Below are 14,237 nucleotides of genomic sequence, written 5' to 3' on the forward strand. Positions count from 1 at the left end.
TTGTTTAAGCCGGGTTTTTCCCGAAAGCCGGCTTCGGGAGCATGCTCTAGGACCTGTTGCCCAGCGAGTCCAGCCGCATCGGCAGGCCGGCCTTGGCCATATGCGCCTTGGCTTCGGCGATGGTGTGGGTGCCGAAATGGAAGATGGACGCCGCCAGCACAGCACCCGCATGGCCGTCGCGAATGCCTTCGACCATGTGGTCGAGCGTGCCGACGCCACCCGAAGCGATGACCGGCGCGCGCACCGCGTCCGACACCGCGCGGGTCAGCGCGATGTCGTAGCCGGCCTTGGTGCCGTCGCGGTCCATCGAGGTCAACAGGATCTCGCCGGCACCGCGATCGACCATTTTCCGGGCGAATTCCACGGCGTCGATGCCGGTCTTCTCGCGCCCGCCATGGGTGAAGATCTCCCAGCGGTCGGCCTCGCCGGGGCCGGAGACTTTCTTGGCGTCGATGGCGACGACGATGCATTGGTTGCCGAACTTGTCGGCGGCTTCGGCGACGAAATCCGGGTTCTTCACCGCCGCCGTGTTGATCGACACCTTGTCGGCCCCCGCCAGCAGCAATTTTCGGATGTCGGCCACCTGGCGCACGCCGCCGCCGACGGTCAGCGGCATGAAGCATTGTTCCGCGGTGCGGGCGATGACGTCGAAGATGGTCTCGCGATTGTCCGACGAAGCGGTGATGTCGAGAAAGCAAAGTTCGTCGGCGCCGGCGGCATCATAGGCCTTGGCGGCCTCCACGGGATCGCCGGCGTCGATGAGGTCGACGAAATTGACGCCCTTGACGACACGGCCGTCCTTGACGTCGAGGCAAGGGATGACGCGGGCCTTCAGCATCAGCGACCCTCTATCGTGGCAAGCAGATCGTTGAGCAGCTGGCCGACCAGCGGCGGCACATCGGCCTGGGCATCGAAGGCCGGATCGTAAGCTGAAACGGTGATGCCGACGACCGGTACCGCAAGCGCCATGGCGCAGGCCGCGTCGCGCAGCTGCTCCGGGTTCGGTCCGCCCGATGTGACGTAGCGGTTGGCCTGCAGCGCCTTGGGGTCGTGCACGTCGAGATCGAGATGCATGTGCACGCTGTTGGCGCCGGCGACCTTCAGTTTTTCCGTCGCTTGCGCCACGCCTGGACATTCCGTCCGGATGACAGGCAATGTTTCGAGAAGGTTTTCCTCCGCCGGATCGAGATCGCGGGCGTTGAGGAGCACGCAGCGCGCGGGATCGATCGGCCTGAAGCCGGGAATGGCGGCCGCCATCGGACGCCAGCACAGGCCGAGCACCGTCGACAGCGCCATGCCGTCGAGAAAGCCGTAGACGGAGGTCTCGGGCGTGTTGAGGTCGCCATGCTGGTCTGCCCAGATGATCGCGTCGGCGCCTTCGCCGGCGACCGCGCCGGCTGACGTCAGGCAGTTTCCGGCCAGCACGATGGGAAACCGCCCCCTGTCGCGGGCCATGCGGACCTCGCCCGAGACGGCGTTGCAGACGGCAAAACCCGTGGCGATCTCGCGCTCCTGGCCGTCGCCGACCCTCCCGATATCCTCGACCGTGACGTCGTGGCCGGCAAGGGTCAGGGCATCGACGAGCCCGCCCGATATCAGCGCGTCCGGTCCCTGGCCCATGCCGCCATGATAGTGGCCGCTGTCATAGGAGGCCAGGATGAGCGAAACCTTCACGACCGCGTCTCCATCGCCGGCCGGCCCCGCAGGATGGCCAGCGCCTCTGTGGGATCTATGCGGCCGTCATAGAGGGCACGGCCCGAGATCGCGCCTTCGAGTTTTTTCGCATCGGGCATGGTCATGCGCACGATGTCGGCGATCGAGGCCAGTCCGCCCGAGGCGATGACCGGGATCGACACGGCGTCGGCAAGGTCGATGGTGGCGTCCCAGTTGATGCCGGTCAGCACGCCGTCGCGGTCGATGTCGGTATAGATGATGGCGGCGACGCCGGCGCCCTCGAATTTCCTGGCCAGTTCGATGACGCCGAGGCTCGAGGCTTCGGCCCAGCCTTCGACCGCTACCTTGCCGCCCTTGGCATCGATGCCGACCGCGACCTTGCCCGGAAATGCCTTGCAGGCCTGCCTGACCAGATCGGGATCGCGCACCGCCACCGTGCCGAGGATGACGCGGGCCAGCCCACGGTCGAGCCAGTCCTCGATCTGCTCCAGCGTGCGAATGCCGCCGCCGAGCTGCACCGGGTTCTTCGTCGCCTTCAGGATGGCCCCTACCGCGGCGCTGTTGACGCTCTGGCCCTGGAAGGCGCCGTTGAGGTCGACGACATGCAGCCACTCGAAGCCCTGCCCTTCAAAGGCTTTTGCCTGCGCGGCGGGGTCGTCATTGTAGATCGTCGCGGTCGCCATATCGCCGTGCTTCAGCCGCACGCATTGGCCGTCCTTGAGGTCGATGGCTGGAAACAGGATCACTCAGGCACCCTCGACGATCGCGAAATGTCCGGTCGAAGCCGCCAGCCTGTTCTGCAACGCTGTCTGGTAGGCTGGCGATCGATAGCAGCTGAGCGCGGTTTCATAAGAGTCGAACTCGACCACCACCTGCCTGCCAAATTCCGACCCTTCGGGATTGGTCACTTGTCCGCCGCGCACGAGATAGCGGCCTCCGAAAGACGAAACCGCGTCGCCGATGGCGTCGCGGTAACGCTGATATCCTTCCGGGTCTGTCACCGTCAGCATTACCAGCCAATAGCCCTTCTTGCTCATGGTTCAGGGCCTCCAGCGCAGGAAATTGGTGATCAGCGCCAGGCCCAGCGCCTGGCTCTTCTCAGGATGAAACTGCGTGCCGGCGAGATTGTCACGGGCGACCGTGGCCGTCACCGGACCCCCATAGTCGGCGACCGCGAGGACCTCGTCCGGCTTTTTTGCGTCGAGATGGTAGGAGTGGACGAAATAGGCATGCAGTCCCGTCTCGCCGGTCGGAATGCCGGAGAACAATGGGTGCTTATGCCTCAATTCGATCGTGTTCCAGCCGACCTGCGGGATCTTCAGCGCCGGATCGGAAGGCGTGATCTCCTTGACGTCGCCCGATATCCAGCCGAACCCGTTGGTGACGGTCTTTTCGAGGCCGCGCTCGGACATCAGCTGCATGCCGACGCAAATTCCCAGGAAAGGCCGGCCCTTGGCGATGGCGACGTCCTCGACCGCCTCCCACATGCCGTCCACGGCACGCAGGCCGGCCGCGCAATCGGCGTAAGCGCCGACGCCGGGCAGGACGATGCGGTCCGCGGTGCGCACCCGGTCGGCATCGGCCGTCAGGTCGATCTCGGCCGCGATGCCGGCCTCGCGCGCGGCGCGCTCGAAGGCCTTGGTGGCCGAGCGCAGATTGCCCGAACCGTAATCGATGATCGCAACCCGCATCTCAGCGCCGTCCCGGAATGTGGGTCAGCCCCAGCGCCATGCCGGGCTGCGCCGGGCGCGCCAAAGCGGCATCGGGAATGATGCGCGGCGCGGGTGCTGCTTCATCCGAAAGCCCTTCCACCTCAAGGGCATAGCGCATGTCGGCATCGCTGAGCCAGCCGGCCTCGACGACGCCCCACTCATGCCAGCCGCGGCGGCGCAGTGCCGCGATGCGCAAGCCCTGTCCTTCCAGTCCGACATAGAGCGAGACGAGCAGCGACAAAAGCGAGCCGGCCACACCGAGGCCAAGTCTCTGGCCAAGCATTGAAAGCACGCCCATGACGACAAAGGCGAGCGCCGCTTCGACCCACATCCGGTGCCAGGCAAGCCACAGCGGCGGCACCAGCAGGCCGAGCCAGGTGAAGCCGTCGCGGACTAAGGTCGTCGTGTCGACTTTCTCGCTGCGGCCAGGCGGCTCCATCACGACATAGGCGGTCATGAGGCTATCCCTTCAAAGAACCCTTGGTGGAGGGAACCGCGTCAGGCTGGCGCGGATCGCGCTCGAGCGCGGCGCGCAGCGCGCGCGCCACCGCCTTGAAGCAGGTCTCGGCGATATGATGGTTGTTGGCGCCATAATGGTTGGTGACATGCAGCGTGATGCCGGCGTTCTGCGCCAGCGCCTGGAAGAATTCGCGCACCAGTTCGGTGTCGAAGGTGCCGATCTTGGGCGACGAGAACGACACGTTCCAGACCAGGAAGGGGCGGCCCGACACGTCGATCGCCGCGCGCGTCAGCGTCTCGTCCATGGCAAGGTCAATCGAGGCGTAGCGCATGATGCCGCGCCGCTCGCCCAACGCCTTGGTCAGGGCCTGCCCGAGCGCGATGCCGGTGTCCTCGACCGTGTGGTGGTCGTCTATGTGCAGGTCGCCCGTCGCCCTGACGGTCATGTCGATCAGGGAATGGCGGGAAAGCTGGTCCAGCATATGGTCGAAGAAGCCGACGCCGGTGGCGATGTCCGATTTGCCGGAGCCGTCGACATGGACCGACACGGAGATGTCGGTTTCCCCAGTCTTGCGGCTTGCATCGGCGGAACGAGGCGCCATCACTCTATCCTTGTGCCAGTGGTACAGATCGTGACCGGTTCACGGGTCTCAAGCGCTCGCTGGCTTGAAAACGAGAGCCTTCTAGCAGCATGATCCGGCGATTGCCAGTTGCGATCCCGGCCGCTATCGAGCGGTTTGCAATCATTGGCCCCGTGCATACATATGGCCGATCAAAGTCACTCGTACCGCGCCAAATCGCCTTTTGAAGGGATGGTGCGAATCGGAGCCAAGAGAAATGTCCAATGAATTGACCATGCACGCCACGACCATCGTGACGGTGCGCAAGGGCAACAAGGTGGTGATCGCCGGCGACGGCCAGGTCAGCCTGGGCCAGACCATCATGAAGGGCAATGCCCGCAAAGTGCGCCGCATCGGCAAGGGCGGCAATGTGATTGCCGGTTTCGCGGGCGCCACCGCCGACGCCTTCACGCTGCTGGAACGCCTCGAAGCCAAGCTCGAACAATATCCCGACCAACTGACGCGCGCCTGCGTCGAGCTCGCCAAGGACTGGCGCACCGACCGCTATCTGCGCCGGCTGGAGGCGATGATGCTGGTCGCCGACAAGTCGGTCTCGCTGGCGCTGACCGGCAATGGCGACGTGCTGGAACCCGAACATGGCGTCATGGCAATCGGTTCGGGCGGCAATTACGCGCTCGCTGCGGCGCGCGCGCTGATGGACACCGACAAGGATGCCGAGGAGATCGCCCGCAGGGCGATGCAGATCGCGTCCGACATCTGCGTCTACACCAACAACAATTTCGTCGTCGAAACGCTCGATGCCGCCTGAAGCAGACCATGACCCCGCAAGGTGGGAACCGGTTTTCGGAAAAGATCATGGTCAAACAAGAAAGTAGCTACGATTTTCGGCCGGTGACCAAAAAGGACCTGCCGATGATCGCCGGCTGGCTCGCCGAGCCTCATGTTGCGGAGTGGTGGGACGATCCCGAGACGGAAATCGCGGAGATTGCCGATCACCTAGACTCGATTTCCGTCGAGCCGCTGATCGTTGAGCTCGACGGAAAGCCGATCGCCTATCTGCAGAGCTATGACCCGCACATGGAAGACGGCCATCCCTATGCCGATCAGCCGTTCGGCACGTTGGGCATCGATGTCTCGATCGGCCGGCCGGAACTGATCGGCATCGGCCATGGCTCTGCCATCGTGCGTCAGTTCGTCGAAGACCTGTTCGAGGAAGGCGTGCCGCGTGTCATCATCGATCCCGACCCCGCCAATCTCAGGGCCATCCGCGCCTATGAAAAGGCGGGTTTCCGGGCCATTGATCGCAGGCAGTCGATCCATGGCGACGTCGTGCTGATGGCGATCGATGCCGAAGACGCGCAAGAGGGGTAATCCAGGGCATGGTCACATCCAGCGAGGACAAGGGCCTTTCGGCCTACGAAGACAGCTGGCGGATGGGGCTGCTGATCGTCGCCGGCCTGCTCGTCGCCCAGGCTCTCACGCTCTACCTGATGGGCCATCCGCCGATCTGCACCTGCGGCTATGTCAAGCTGTGGCATGGCGTGGTGAACAGTTCGGAGAACTCCCAGCACATTTCGGACTGGTACACTTTCTCGCACATCATCCACGGCTTCCTGTTCTATGCGCTGGCCCGGTTCCTGTTCCCGCGCTCGCCGATCGGCTTGCGGCTGGCATTCGCCGTCCTCGTCGAGGGCGGCTGGGAAATCCTCGAAAACAGCCCGTTCATCATCGAGCGCTACCGCGCCGGCACCATTTCGCTCGATTATTACGGCGACTCGATCATCAATTCGGTGTCCGACACACTGGCCATGGTGCTGGGATTTGTGATGGCGCGAAGGCTACCTATATGGGTGATCGTCAGCCTCGCCATCCTCTTCGAACTGGGTACCGGCTATCTTATCCGGGACAATCTTACACTCAACGTGATCATGCTGCTGCATCCGTTCGAGGCCATCAAGCAGTGGCAAAGTGGAATTTAGTGATATGAGCACATTTTCTCCCCGCGAAATCGTTTCGGAACTCGACCGCTTCATCATCGGCCAGAAGGACGCCAAGCGCGCCGTGGCCATTGCCTTGCGCAACCGCTGGCGCCGCCAGCAGCTCGAAGGCCAGATGCGCGAAGAGGTGATGCCGAAGAACATCCTGATGATCGGCCCGACCGGCGTCGGCAAGACCGAGATCTCGCGCCGCCTGGCCCGGCTGGCCGGCGCGCCTTTCGTCAAGGTCGAGGCGACCAAGTTCACCGAAGTCGGCTATGTCGGCCGCGACGTCGAGCAGATCATCCGTGACCTGGTCGAAATCGCCATCGGGCTGGTGCGCGAAAAGATGCGCGAGGACGTGAAGGCACGCGCCCATGTCAACGCCGAGGAACGCGTGCTGGAAGCGTTGGTCGGCAAGACGGCGAGCCCGGCGACGCGCGATAGTTTCCGCAAGAAGCTGCGCGACGGCGAACTCGACGACAAGGAAATCGAAATCGAGGTGGCCGACACCGGCAATGGCGGCATGCCCGGCTTCGAAATTCCCGGCATGCCGGGCGCCAATATCGGCGTGCTCAACATCAACGACATGCTGTCGAAGGCAATGGGCGGCAAGAAGACCAAGCTGCGCAAGACGACGGTGAAGGAGTCCTACGACCTGCTGGTCAGCGACGAGTCCGACAAGTTGCTGGACCAGGACGAGGTGGTGCGCCGGGCTCTGGACGCAGCGGAAAATGACGGCATCGTCTTCCTCGACGAGATCGACAAGATTGCCGCCAGGTCGGACATTTCGGGCGGCCCCTCGCGCGAAGGCGTGCAGCGCGACCTGCTGCCGCTGGTCGAGGGCACCACGGTGGCGACCAAATACGGGCCGTTGAAGACGGACCACATCCTGTTCATCGCCTCGGGTGCGTTTCACGTCTCGAAGCCGTCAGACCTGTTGCCGGAATTGCAGGGTCGCCTGCCGATCCGCGTCGAACTGCGTGCGCTGGAGAAGGACGATTTCGTCCGCATCCTGACCGAGACCGAGGCCAGCCTGATCAAGCAGTATATCGCGCTGATGAAAACCGAGGGCGTCGAGCTGACCTTCACCGACGACGCCATCGATTCGCTGGCCGGCGTCGCCGTCGACCTCAATGCCAGCATCGAGAATATCGGCGCGCGGCGGCTGCAGACGGTGATGGAGCGAGTGCTGGACGAGATCTCCTATGATGCGCCCGACCGCAACGGCACGGCCGTCACCATCGATGCTGCTTATGTGCAGAAGCATGTCGGAGACCTCTCCAGAAACACCGATCTGTCGCGGTTCATCCTCTGAACGAAGACGCCGGAGCGGTCCGGCGCGGCATCGAGTAACAACTCCGGCAGGAGCCATGTGTGGCCAGATGGTATCATCTGGCCACCTTTCGTCTCGCCGGATGAAGAGGCGCTCTCGACTCGACCAGGTGCTTTACCTAGTTTGCGCGGCAATTCTCTAGGCGGCGGCGCATGAAAAAACTCATCCTGGTCATTCTCGGCTTGACGCTGGCGGCGACGCTGTTCGCCGCCGACGCGGCGACATTGGTGCCGCCGGGAAACCGCAATGCCGAGCAGCCCGACATTCCCGGCGCCTCCAGTCGCCGCACCCAGGCGACCAACACCAGCTTCCAGGCGAAGTATCGCAAGGTCTACGCGCTGTTGCAGAACGACCCCGACCTGCGCGGCAAGATCAAGAAGGCGGCAAGCGCCTATGGCATCGACCCGATGCACATCGTCGGCGCCATCGTTGGCGAGCACACCTACAATGTCGACGCCTATGACCGGCTGCAGACCTATTATGTCAAGGCGATCTCCTACCTCTCGAGCAAGCTCTCCTTCGCCTATGATGGTGAGGACATTACCGATTTCGTGCAGCGGCCGGAATTCAGGAAATGCGACGCGATTTCGGACAGCTACGATCTGTGGGAATGCCGTGAACAGGTTTGGAACCGCTCGTTTCGCGGCAAGACCGTCGGCGGCGAGGATTTCCCCGACAACCGCTTCGGCGCCACCTTCTTCCAGCCCTATTATGCCGGCCAGACCTTCGGCCTCGGCCAGCTCAACCCGCTGACCGCCCTACAGATGAGCGATCTCGTGCACAAGGTGTCGGGCTTGCCGAAGCTCGACGTCTCCGATCCCAATTCGGTCTACAAGACCATCATGGATCCGGACCTGACGCTTCCTTACGTCGCCGCGACGATCAGGAAGTCGATCGACGCCTATAAGAGCATCGCCGGCTTCGACATTTCGGGCAATCCGGGCCTGACCGCCACGCTCTACAATGTCGGCAATCCGGAACAGCGCGCCTATGCGCTGAAGGCGGAAAACGAAAAACGCGGCGCCACCGGCGAGCCGGAGAAGCTGCCGGAAGAGAATTATTACGGCTGGCTGGTCAACGACAAATTGCCGGAGCTGAAGGCGCTGTTTTAGGGCGGACCCGGCGCGCTGACGTTGATTTGCCAAAGCCGCGCCGCCCCTCATTGTCCTGCCGGACGTTCGTCGTTCGAAAAGCCAAGCAATTGGCTTTTCGTCCGCTGCGCGGACCACTTCTCAACTCCCCGTGTAGTGACGGGGAGAAAGACGCTGTCATCAATGATTTCGCCAATCGGTGCATGAATTGCGGCGAGGTTGCCATAGCCCCCTTCTCCCCGTTCTACGGGGAGAAGATGCCGGCAGGCAGATGAGGGGCGGCGCCGACATCCACAAGGTGCACGACCCCTATGCCGCCAGCAACGCCTTCAGCTTGACTTCAGGCGATCCCAGCGCCTCCGCCGACGGTTTTGCCCGCTTCGCGATCAGCATTTCGGCCAGCCTGATGTCGCGCGCCACCGCATTGCCCGGGCCGATGCCGCTGGCCGCCACCAGCCTGCCGTCCTCGGCCAGATGAAAAAGGATGAAGGCGCCGTCACCGAGATCGCGGCGCACGGTGCTACGGCCTTCGTCGGACAATCCCGCGATCTGCAGGGACAGGCCATACTGATCCGACCAGAACCACGGCACAGCGGCATGCGGCTCGCCGGCGCCCAGCATGTTCCTGGCCGCCAGTGCGCCCTGTTCCTGCGCGTTGCGCCAGGCTTCCAGCCGCACGCGACGGCCGCCATAGATGGCAAGCGGGAACGAGCAGCAGTCGCCGGCAGCGAAGATGTCGGGATTGCTGCTGCGCAGTTCTGCGTCGACCGCGATGCCGTTTTCGATGGCCAGGCCGGCCCCCGCCGCCAGTCCGGTCACCGGCACGGCGCCGATGCCGATCACGGCGAGGTCGGCAATGATCTCCCGGCCGCCGGCGAGCGTCACCCGCACCTCCTTGCCGTCGTCGGCGACGGCGGAGATGCCTTCCCCGCAGATCACGTCGACACCCTCGGCGACATGCGCGTCATGGGTGATTTCGGCGATCTCGGCCGGAACGCCGCGCATCAGGATGCGCGACTGCGCCTCGATGACGGTGACATCTGTGCCGAGCTTGCGCGCCGCCGCGGCAAGCTCGAGGCCGATGAAGCCGCCGCCGATGACGGCGATGCGATTGCCGGCGCTGAGATGAGCGCGGATGGCCAGCGCATCGGCGAAGGTCCTGAGATAGACGCAGCGCCCGCCAAGGCCAGGCATCGGCAGCTTGCGTGGGGTCGAGCCAGTGGCCAGCAGCAGCTTGTCGTAGGGCAGCACCGAGCCGTCGGACAGGCGCACCGTGTGCGCCGCGCGATCGATCGCGATCGCCTGAACGGAATGGATATGCCGGATCGCTTTTCCCGCCAGGATTTCGTCGCTGGCGATCGCCTTGATTGCAGGCGCGTCGCTGGCCATCGCCTCCTTGGACAGAGGTGGCCTCTCATAGGGCAGATGCGGCTCGTCGCCGACCAGCGTCACCGGCCCATCATAGCCGAGATCGCGCAGCGTCAGTGCTGCCCGTCCGCCGCATTCGCCGGCCCCGATGATCACCATTCCCGGCGTCATGCCCTTTACCCGATCTGAACCAGCACTTTGCCGGCGTCGACCTTGACCGGATAGGTCCTTAGGTTGACGCAGACCGGCGCGCCCCTGGCCGCGCCCGTCTTGTAGTTGAAGCGGCCATTGTGCTTGGGGCATTCGATGATGTCGTCCATCACCAGCCCGTCGGCGAGATGCACCTTCTCATGCGTGCAAAGTCCGTCGGTGGCGAAATAGTCGTCGTCCGGGCTGCGATAGATGGCGAAGGTGCGCCCGCCATGATCGAAACGCATCACATCTTCTTCGTCGATGTCACCGGCGGCACAGGCCTCGACCCAATCGCTCATTCAGTCCTCCCCTGGAGTTGTCGGATGTCATTCCGCCGCCGCGGCGACGATGTCGTTGTGGAATTCCTCGCGGTACGGCCTGGCGGTCGGCGGCAGCTCGCGCTTGAGGAAATAATCCTCGTTGCGCAGCTGGCGGCGGAAGGCCGGGATCATCTCGCGGTAACCGGCCAGGATCGAGGGCGTCGGCGCCGGCAAATCGTGCTTGATCAGCGCGTGCAGCCTGGGCAGCGCATGGTAGGGCACCATCGGGAACATGTGATGCTCGACATGGTAATTCATGTTCCAGTAGATGAAGCGGCTGATCGGGTTCATGTAGACGGTACGGCTGTTCAGCCGATGATCGGTGACGTTGTCGGCAAGGCCGCCATGCTGCAGCAGGCCGACCATCACATGATGCCAGGCGCCGTAGAGCCGGGGCAGGCCGACCAGCATCAAAGGCAGGAACGACCCGGTATAGAGTGCCAGCGCGATAGTCGCTGCATAGATCGCCGTCCAGATGCGGGCAATATGGATCGCCTTGGGCTGCTCCTGTTCGGGAATGAAGGTTTTTTCCGCAGCGCTGATGTTGCCTGCGGCGTTGCGCAGCATGTCCGACATCGCGTGCCAGGCGTCGAGCACGCCGACAAAACCGAGGAAGAGGCGCGCCAGGTCCGGCGGCCGCATCACCGAGATCTCGGGATCGCGGCCGACGATGATGGTGTCGGTGTGATGGCGCGTGTGGCTCCAGCGCCAGGTCACCGGGTTGCGCATGATCATGAAGCAGGCGATCTGATAGACCGCGTCATTCATCCACTGCGTGCGAAACGCGGTTCCATGGCCGCATTCGTGCCAGCGTGAATCGGTCGACGAGCCGTAGAGCACGCCATAGACGAAGAAGAACGGCACGCACCACCAGCTGCCCCAGAACCAGGCACCGCCGGCGCCGCTGACGATGAGGGCGGTCAGCCAGATCGCGGTGTCGCGGATCGCCGGGCCATCGGAGCGCTGCATCAGCTCCTTCATCTGCTTGCGGGGAATGTCGGTGTGATACCACTCGGCGGCCGACAGGCCGTTCTCGACGGCAAGCCGGGCGTCGCGGCCGATCAGGCTGTAGTCACGCCGTGACGGCGCTGCGGTCATGATTGCCTCCCAAGGCAACGGGCTCGATACCCAGAATAACGCCGCGCCATGATAGACTCAACATCACAAAGATAGTTTCTATCATTTCCTATCAAAGTAAGGTATCGATATCAGGCAATCGAGCGAGGGCGATCATGGCGAAACGGCCGACCATCACTGATCTGGCGCGCGTCTCCGGCGTCAGTGTCGCCACGGTGGACCGCGTGCTCAACAATCGCTTGCCGGTACGCGAGGAAACGGCGCGCCGCGTCTACGAGACCGCGACCGAGATCGGCTATCATGCCGCCGGCCTGATCAAGCAGAGGATGCGCCACGAGCTGCCGGAATACCGGCTGGGCTTCCTGCTTTTGAGAGGCAACGACGTCTTCTACACGGAGTTCGCGCGGCAGCTCGAACTCGCGCTGTCGCAATCGCAGCGCTTCCGCGGCGTCGCCATCATCGACTTCGCCAGTTCGCTGACGCCGGATGAAATCGTCGAGCGCACGCGCAAGCTGGCGGCTAAATGCAGGGCGGTCGCCCTGGTCGGGCCCGATCACCCGGCGCTGACGGTCACCGTCGAGGAGATGAAGGCCAAGGGATTGCCGGTCTTTTCCCTGCTGTCCGACTTCGCGGCCGGCATTCGCGAGGGCTATGTCGGCCTTGACAACCGCAAGGTCGGCCGCACCGCGGCCTGGATGATCTCCAAGGCGGCGAAGCGGCCGGGCAAGGTCGCGCTCTTCGTCGGCAGCCACCGCTTCCACGGCCATGAACTGCGCGAGATCGGCTTCCGCTCCTTCTTCCGCGAGCAGGCACCGGACTTCACCTTGCTGGAAACGCTGGTCAATCTCGAGGCCAACCAGATCACGCAGGACACGCTGCTCGACCTGCTCGGCCGCCACCCGGACCTCGTCGGCTGCTACGTCGCGGGCGGTGGCATGGAAGGCGCGGTCGCGGCGCTGCGGCAGGCCAGGCCCGCCGAGATGCCGGCGGTCGTCTGCAACGAGATATCGGCGGTCTCGCGGTCCGCCCTGGCGGACGGGGTGCTGACCATGGTGATCTCCACGCCGCTGGCTGCCTTGTGCCGCGAACTGCTCGGCCTCATGGCGCATGCCATCGAGACGGGCGCGGCCAACGCACCCGGCCAGACCTTCCTGCCGTTCGACATCTACCTGCCCGAGAACATCTAGCGAGCTTTGGCCTAAAGCATAGCGCCCGACCTGCATCCAAATTGACGCATTACCGATCGCTAATATATACATACCCAATGGACGGGGATGGGTTTGGGTACATCGCTTTTGGGAGCGACGAGCTCTATGCGCGTGGCGCGCTCTTCAGCGCGCTTCGCTTGCTTCACTATTGCCCGGGTGCCAGGATCACGGTGCTGACCGACCGACCCTCCATTTTCGACGGCTATCCCATCGAAGCGATCGAGCTCACGGCTCAGAGACAGACCGAGATGTCCTTCGGCAATCGATACAGATTTGGCATCAAGGCCGCCGGCATCATCGATCTGCTTCAACGTTGCGAGCGCCTGTTCTTCATGGATGCGGACATGTATCCGACCGGCGACATATCGCGCTGTTTCAACCGAATTTCAGCCTTGTCCTCGATAATGTGGCGGTGCGAAGGGCGCCCAAAGGCTCCCTATCGCTCGCTCGAAGGCGAGGGGCTCTCCATTGGAGGCCGCATCCTGATCGGAGATGAAACGATGTGGGCGAGCGGCGTCCTTGGCGTTCATCATCACAACATTCCGGCGCTGGAGCGAGCATACGCGGCCAGCGAGAAAGTCAGTGAAATCGTGCATTTGCACACCCCGGAACAATTCTGTACCGGCGTCGCGCTATCCCAGGATGGGCGAACGATCAGCCGCCACTGGCTGCCGATCCGCAACTACAGTACCAGGGGAAAGAAGCTCCATGCCCGAAGGCGAATTGAAGCTTTCTTCGATCTCAACGGCAAGCTCAGTGTCGAACGGCAGGTGAAGCAGGCGGCGTCGTGCAGGGTCTGGAGAGCGCCGCTCGACCTCTTGTTGCAGAGAGACATCTGGCATTTCTGAACGCCATGCCATCGCCCGCCGACGGCATCCAAGGAATGGACCCGGCGCGCAGACGCCGTCGGCTCCGCACCGCATTCCCGTGTCCGCCAAAATCGCACATCCGGTTCTGGAATCTCCCTTGACGCCTCCCGAGCAAATGGAATAAATATTTCACCAGTCACGTATTTTGGTTCTTTCGTTCCGGAACATCTGTTTCATCAAGAGGCCTTGGCGTTCCAGCAAACGGCAGGCGCAACCCGGGGAGAGAGACGGTAATCGGGAGAGATTCCCCAGGCAGAACGGGGATTCCGGAGAGATCGGTGCAACCGGACACCAAAAGTGGAGGAGAAATACAATGAAGAAACTGCTTTTGGGCGTCGCCTTCGCGGCGCTGATGAGTTCATCGGCCATGGCCG

The 14,237-nt window shown here is 63.4% G+C and carries 18 protein-coding genes; 7 read left to right on the forward strand and 11 right to left on the reverse strand.

Going from position 1 to position 14,237, the window contains the following annotated elements; translation table 11 throughout:
- Window positions 1-46 precede the first annotated feature (46 nt).
- The 7 genes from hisF to hisB are packed head-to-tail and all read right to left on the reverse strand — an operon-like array spanning window position 47 to window position 4,447.
- Window positions 47-841 carry an imidazole glycerol phosphate synthase subunit HisF gene (gene hisF, locus FJ527_RS28885; RefSeq protein WP_181166531.1) on the reverse strand — a complete coding sequence of 265 codons (795 nt, stop codon included), beginning with the start codon at window positions 839-841 and terminating at the stop codon, window positions 47-49.
- The gene (locus tag FJ527_RS28890; protein ID WP_140620590.1) at window positions 838-1,674 is read right to left on the reverse strand and encodes an arginase family protein; all 837 of its coding nucleotides are present in this window, start codon (window positions 1,672-1,674) and stop codon (window positions 838-840) included. The genes hisF and FJ527_RS28890 overlap by 4 nt, the downstream gene beginning before the upstream one ends.
- The gene (gene hisA, locus FJ527_RS28895; RefSeq protein WP_015314585.1) at window positions 1,671-2,420 is read right to left on the reverse strand and encodes a 1-(5-phosphoribosyl)-5-[(5-phosphoribosylamino)methylideneamino]imidazole-4-carboxamide isomerase; all 750 of its coding nucleotides are present in this window, start codon (window positions 2,418-2,420) and stop codon (window positions 1,671-1,673) included. Before hisA ends, FJ527_RS28890 begins: the two co-directional genes overlap by 4 nt.
- The gene (locus tag FJ527_RS28900) at window positions 2,421-2,711 is read right to left on the reverse strand and encodes a DUF1330 domain-containing protein (protein ID WP_140824671.1); all 291 of its coding nucleotides are present in this window, start codon (window positions 2,709-2,711) and stop codon (window positions 2,421-2,423) included.
- Between the two features lie 3 nt (window positions 2,712-2,714).
- Window positions 2,715-3,365 (reverse strand): imidazole glycerol phosphate synthase subunit HisH, encoded by a 651-nt coding sequence (hisH, locus tag FJ527_RS28905; protein WP_140824672.1) that lies wholly within the window; start codon window positions 3,363-3,365, stop codon window positions 2,715-2,717.
- Between the two features lies 1 nt (window position 3,366).
- The gene (locus tag FJ527_RS28910) at window positions 3,367-3,843 is read right to left on the reverse strand and encodes a DUF2628 domain-containing protein (protein ID WP_140792014.1); all 477 of its coding nucleotides are present in this window, start codon (window positions 3,841-3,843) and stop codon (window positions 3,367-3,369) included.
- Between the two features lie 4 nt (window positions 3,844-3,847).
- Window positions 3,848-4,447, reverse strand: a complete 600-nt coding sequence (gene hisB / locus FJ527_RS28915) for an imidazoleglycerol-phosphate dehydratase HisB (RefSeq protein ID WP_140792016.1) — start codon at window positions 4,445-4,447, stop codon at window positions 3,848-3,850.
- 235 nt (window positions 4,448-4,682) lie between these two features.
- Between hisB and hslV the strand changes: the two genes are divergently transcribed.
- From hslV to FJ527_RS28940, 5 genes are all read left to right on the forward strand, one after another.
- Entirely contained in the window at window positions 4,683-5,234 is a 552-nt protein-coding gene (gene hslV / locus FJ527_RS28920) for an ATP-dependent protease subunit HslV (RefSeq protein WP_015314580.1), read from the forward strand.
- 47 nt (window positions 5,235-5,281) lie between these two features.
- The gene (locus FJ527_RS28925; RefSeq protein WP_140792018.1) at window positions 5,282-5,797 is read left to right on the forward strand and encodes a GNAT family N-acetyltransferase; all 516 of its coding nucleotides are present in this window, start codon (window positions 5,282-5,284) and stop codon (window positions 5,795-5,797) included.
- An 8-nt stretch (window positions 5,798-5,805) separates the two neighbouring features.
- Window positions 5,806-6,405, forward strand: coding sequence for a DUF2585 domain-containing protein (locus FJ527_RS28930; protein WP_140792020.1), 600 nt, complete (start codon window positions 5,806-5,808; stop codon window positions 6,403-6,405).
- Between the two features lie 4 nt (window positions 6,406-6,409).
- The gene (gene hslU / locus FJ527_RS28935) at window positions 6,410-7,720 is read left to right on the forward strand and encodes an ATP-dependent protease ATPase subunit HslU (protein WP_015314577.1); all 1,311 of its coding nucleotides are present in this window, start codon (window positions 6,410-6,412) and stop codon (window positions 7,718-7,720) included.
- Window positions 7,721-7,890: 170 nt separating this feature from the next.
- Window positions 7,891-8,850 (forward strand): DUF1402 family protein, encoded by a 960-nt coding sequence (locus FJ527_RS28940; protein ID WP_140719330.1) that lies wholly within the window; start codon window positions 7,891-7,893, stop codon window positions 8,848-8,850.
- Window positions 8,851-9,138: 288 nt separating this feature from the next.
- Here the strand turns inward: FJ527_RS28940 and FJ527_RS28945 are convergent, their stop codons facing one another.
- From FJ527_RS28945 to FJ527_RS28955, 3 genes are read right to left on the reverse strand one after another with little or no spacing between them, the layout of a single operon-like run.
- Window positions 9,139-10,368: an FAD-dependent oxidoreductase gene (locus FJ527_RS28945; protein ID WP_140824673.1), complete on the reverse strand. Its 1,230-nt coding sequence runs from the start codon at window positions 10,366-10,368 to the stop codon at window positions 9,139-9,141.
- Between the two features lie 5 nt (window positions 10,369-10,373).
- A complete protein-coding gene (locus tag FJ527_RS28950; RefSeq protein WP_015314574.1) occupies window positions 10,374-10,688 on the reverse strand; it encodes a MocE family 2Fe-2S type ferredoxin in 315 nt (104 codons plus the stop codon).
- A gap of 27 nt (window positions 10,689-10,715) precedes the next feature.
- A complete protein-coding gene (locus FJ527_RS28955) occupies window positions 10,716-11,807 on the reverse strand; it encodes a fatty acid desaturase family protein (protein WP_140711838.1) in 1,092 nt (363 codons plus the stop codon).
- A gap of 134 nt (window positions 11,808-11,941) precedes the next feature.
- Between FJ527_RS28955 and FJ527_RS28960 the strand changes: the two genes are divergently transcribed.
- Complete coding sequence (locus FJ527_RS28960) at window positions 11,942-12,973, forward strand: LacI family DNA-binding transcriptional regulator (RefSeq protein ID WP_140711836.1); 1,032 nt, start codon at window positions 11,942-11,944, stop codon at window positions 12,971-12,973.
- A 77-nt stretch (window positions 12,974-13,050) separates the two neighbouring features.
- Complete coding sequence (locus FJ527_RS28965; RefSeq protein WP_140824674.1) at window positions 13,051-13,842, forward strand: hypothetical protein; 792 nt, start codon at window positions 13,051-13,053, stop codon at window positions 13,840-13,842.
- Window positions 13,843-13,992: 150 nt separating this feature from the next.
- Here FJ527_RS28965 and FJ527_RS29520 read toward each other — a convergent pair.
- Window positions 13,993-14,237: hypothetical protein (locus FJ527_RS29520; protein WP_210241273.1), on the reverse strand; the 245-nt coding region annotated here is incomplete at its 5' end.

Origin of the sequence: Mesorhizobium sp. B2-4-18 (genome assembly GCF_006441385.1) — a bacterium.
GTDB classification, from domain to species: domain Bacteria; phylum Pseudomonadota; class Alphaproteobacteria; order Rhizobiales; family Rhizobiaceae; genus Mesorhizobium; species Mesorhizobium australicum.

Coding starts and splice junctions, on each gene's coding strand:
- FJ527_RS28900 (WP_140824671.1), bottom strand. CDS start 2,711: ATGAGCAAGAAGGGCTATTGGCTGGTAATGCTGACGGTGACAGACCCG.
- FJ527_RS28955 (WP_140711838.1), bottom strand. CDS start 11,807: ATGACCGCAGCGCCGTCACGGCGTGACTACAGCCTGATCGGCCGCGAC.
- FJ527_RS28925 (WP_140792018.1), top strand. CDS start 5,282: ATGGTCAAACAAGAAAGTAGCTACGATTTTCGGCCGGTGACCAAAAAG.
- hisH (WP_140824672.1), bottom strand. CDS start 3,365: ATGCGGGTTGCGATCATCGATTACGGTTCGGGCAATCTGCGCTCGGCC.
- FJ527_RS28945 (WP_140824673.1), bottom strand. CDS start 10,368: ATGACGCCGGGAATGGTGATCATCGGGGCCGGCGAATGCGGCGGACGG.
- FJ527_RS28965 (WP_140824674.1), top strand. CDS start 13,051: ATGGACGGGGATGGGTTTGGGTACATCGCTTTTGGGAGCGACGAGCTC.
- FJ527_RS28960 (WP_140711836.1), top strand. CDS start 11,942: ATGGCGAAACGGCCGACCATCACTGATCTGGCGCGCGTCTCCGGCGTC.
- hisB (WP_140792016.1), bottom strand. CDS start 4,447: ATGGCGCCTCGTTCCGCCGATGCAAGCCGCAAGACTGGGGAAACCGAC.
- hslU (WP_015314577.1), top strand. CDS start 6,410: ATGAGCACATTTTCTCCCCGCGAAATCGTTTCGGAACTCGACCGCTTC.
- hslV (WP_015314580.1), top strand. CDS start 4,683: ATGTCCAATGAATTGACCATGCACGCCACGACCATCGTGACGGTGCGC.
- FJ527_RS28930 (WP_140792020.1), top strand. CDS start 5,806: ATGGTCACATCCAGCGAGGACAAGGGCCTTTCGGCCTACGAAGACAGC.
- FJ527_RS28950 (WP_015314574.1), bottom strand. CDS start 10,688: ATGAGCGATTGGGTCGAGGCCTGTGCCGCCGGTGACATCGACGAAGAA.
- FJ527_RS28940 (WP_140719330.1), top strand. CDS start 7,891: ATGAAAAAACTCATCCTGGTCATTCTCGGCTTGACGCTGGCGGCGACG.
- FJ527_RS28910 (WP_140792014.1), bottom strand. CDS start 3,843: ATGACCGCCTATGTCGTGATGGAGCCGCCTGGCCGCAGCGAGAAAGTC.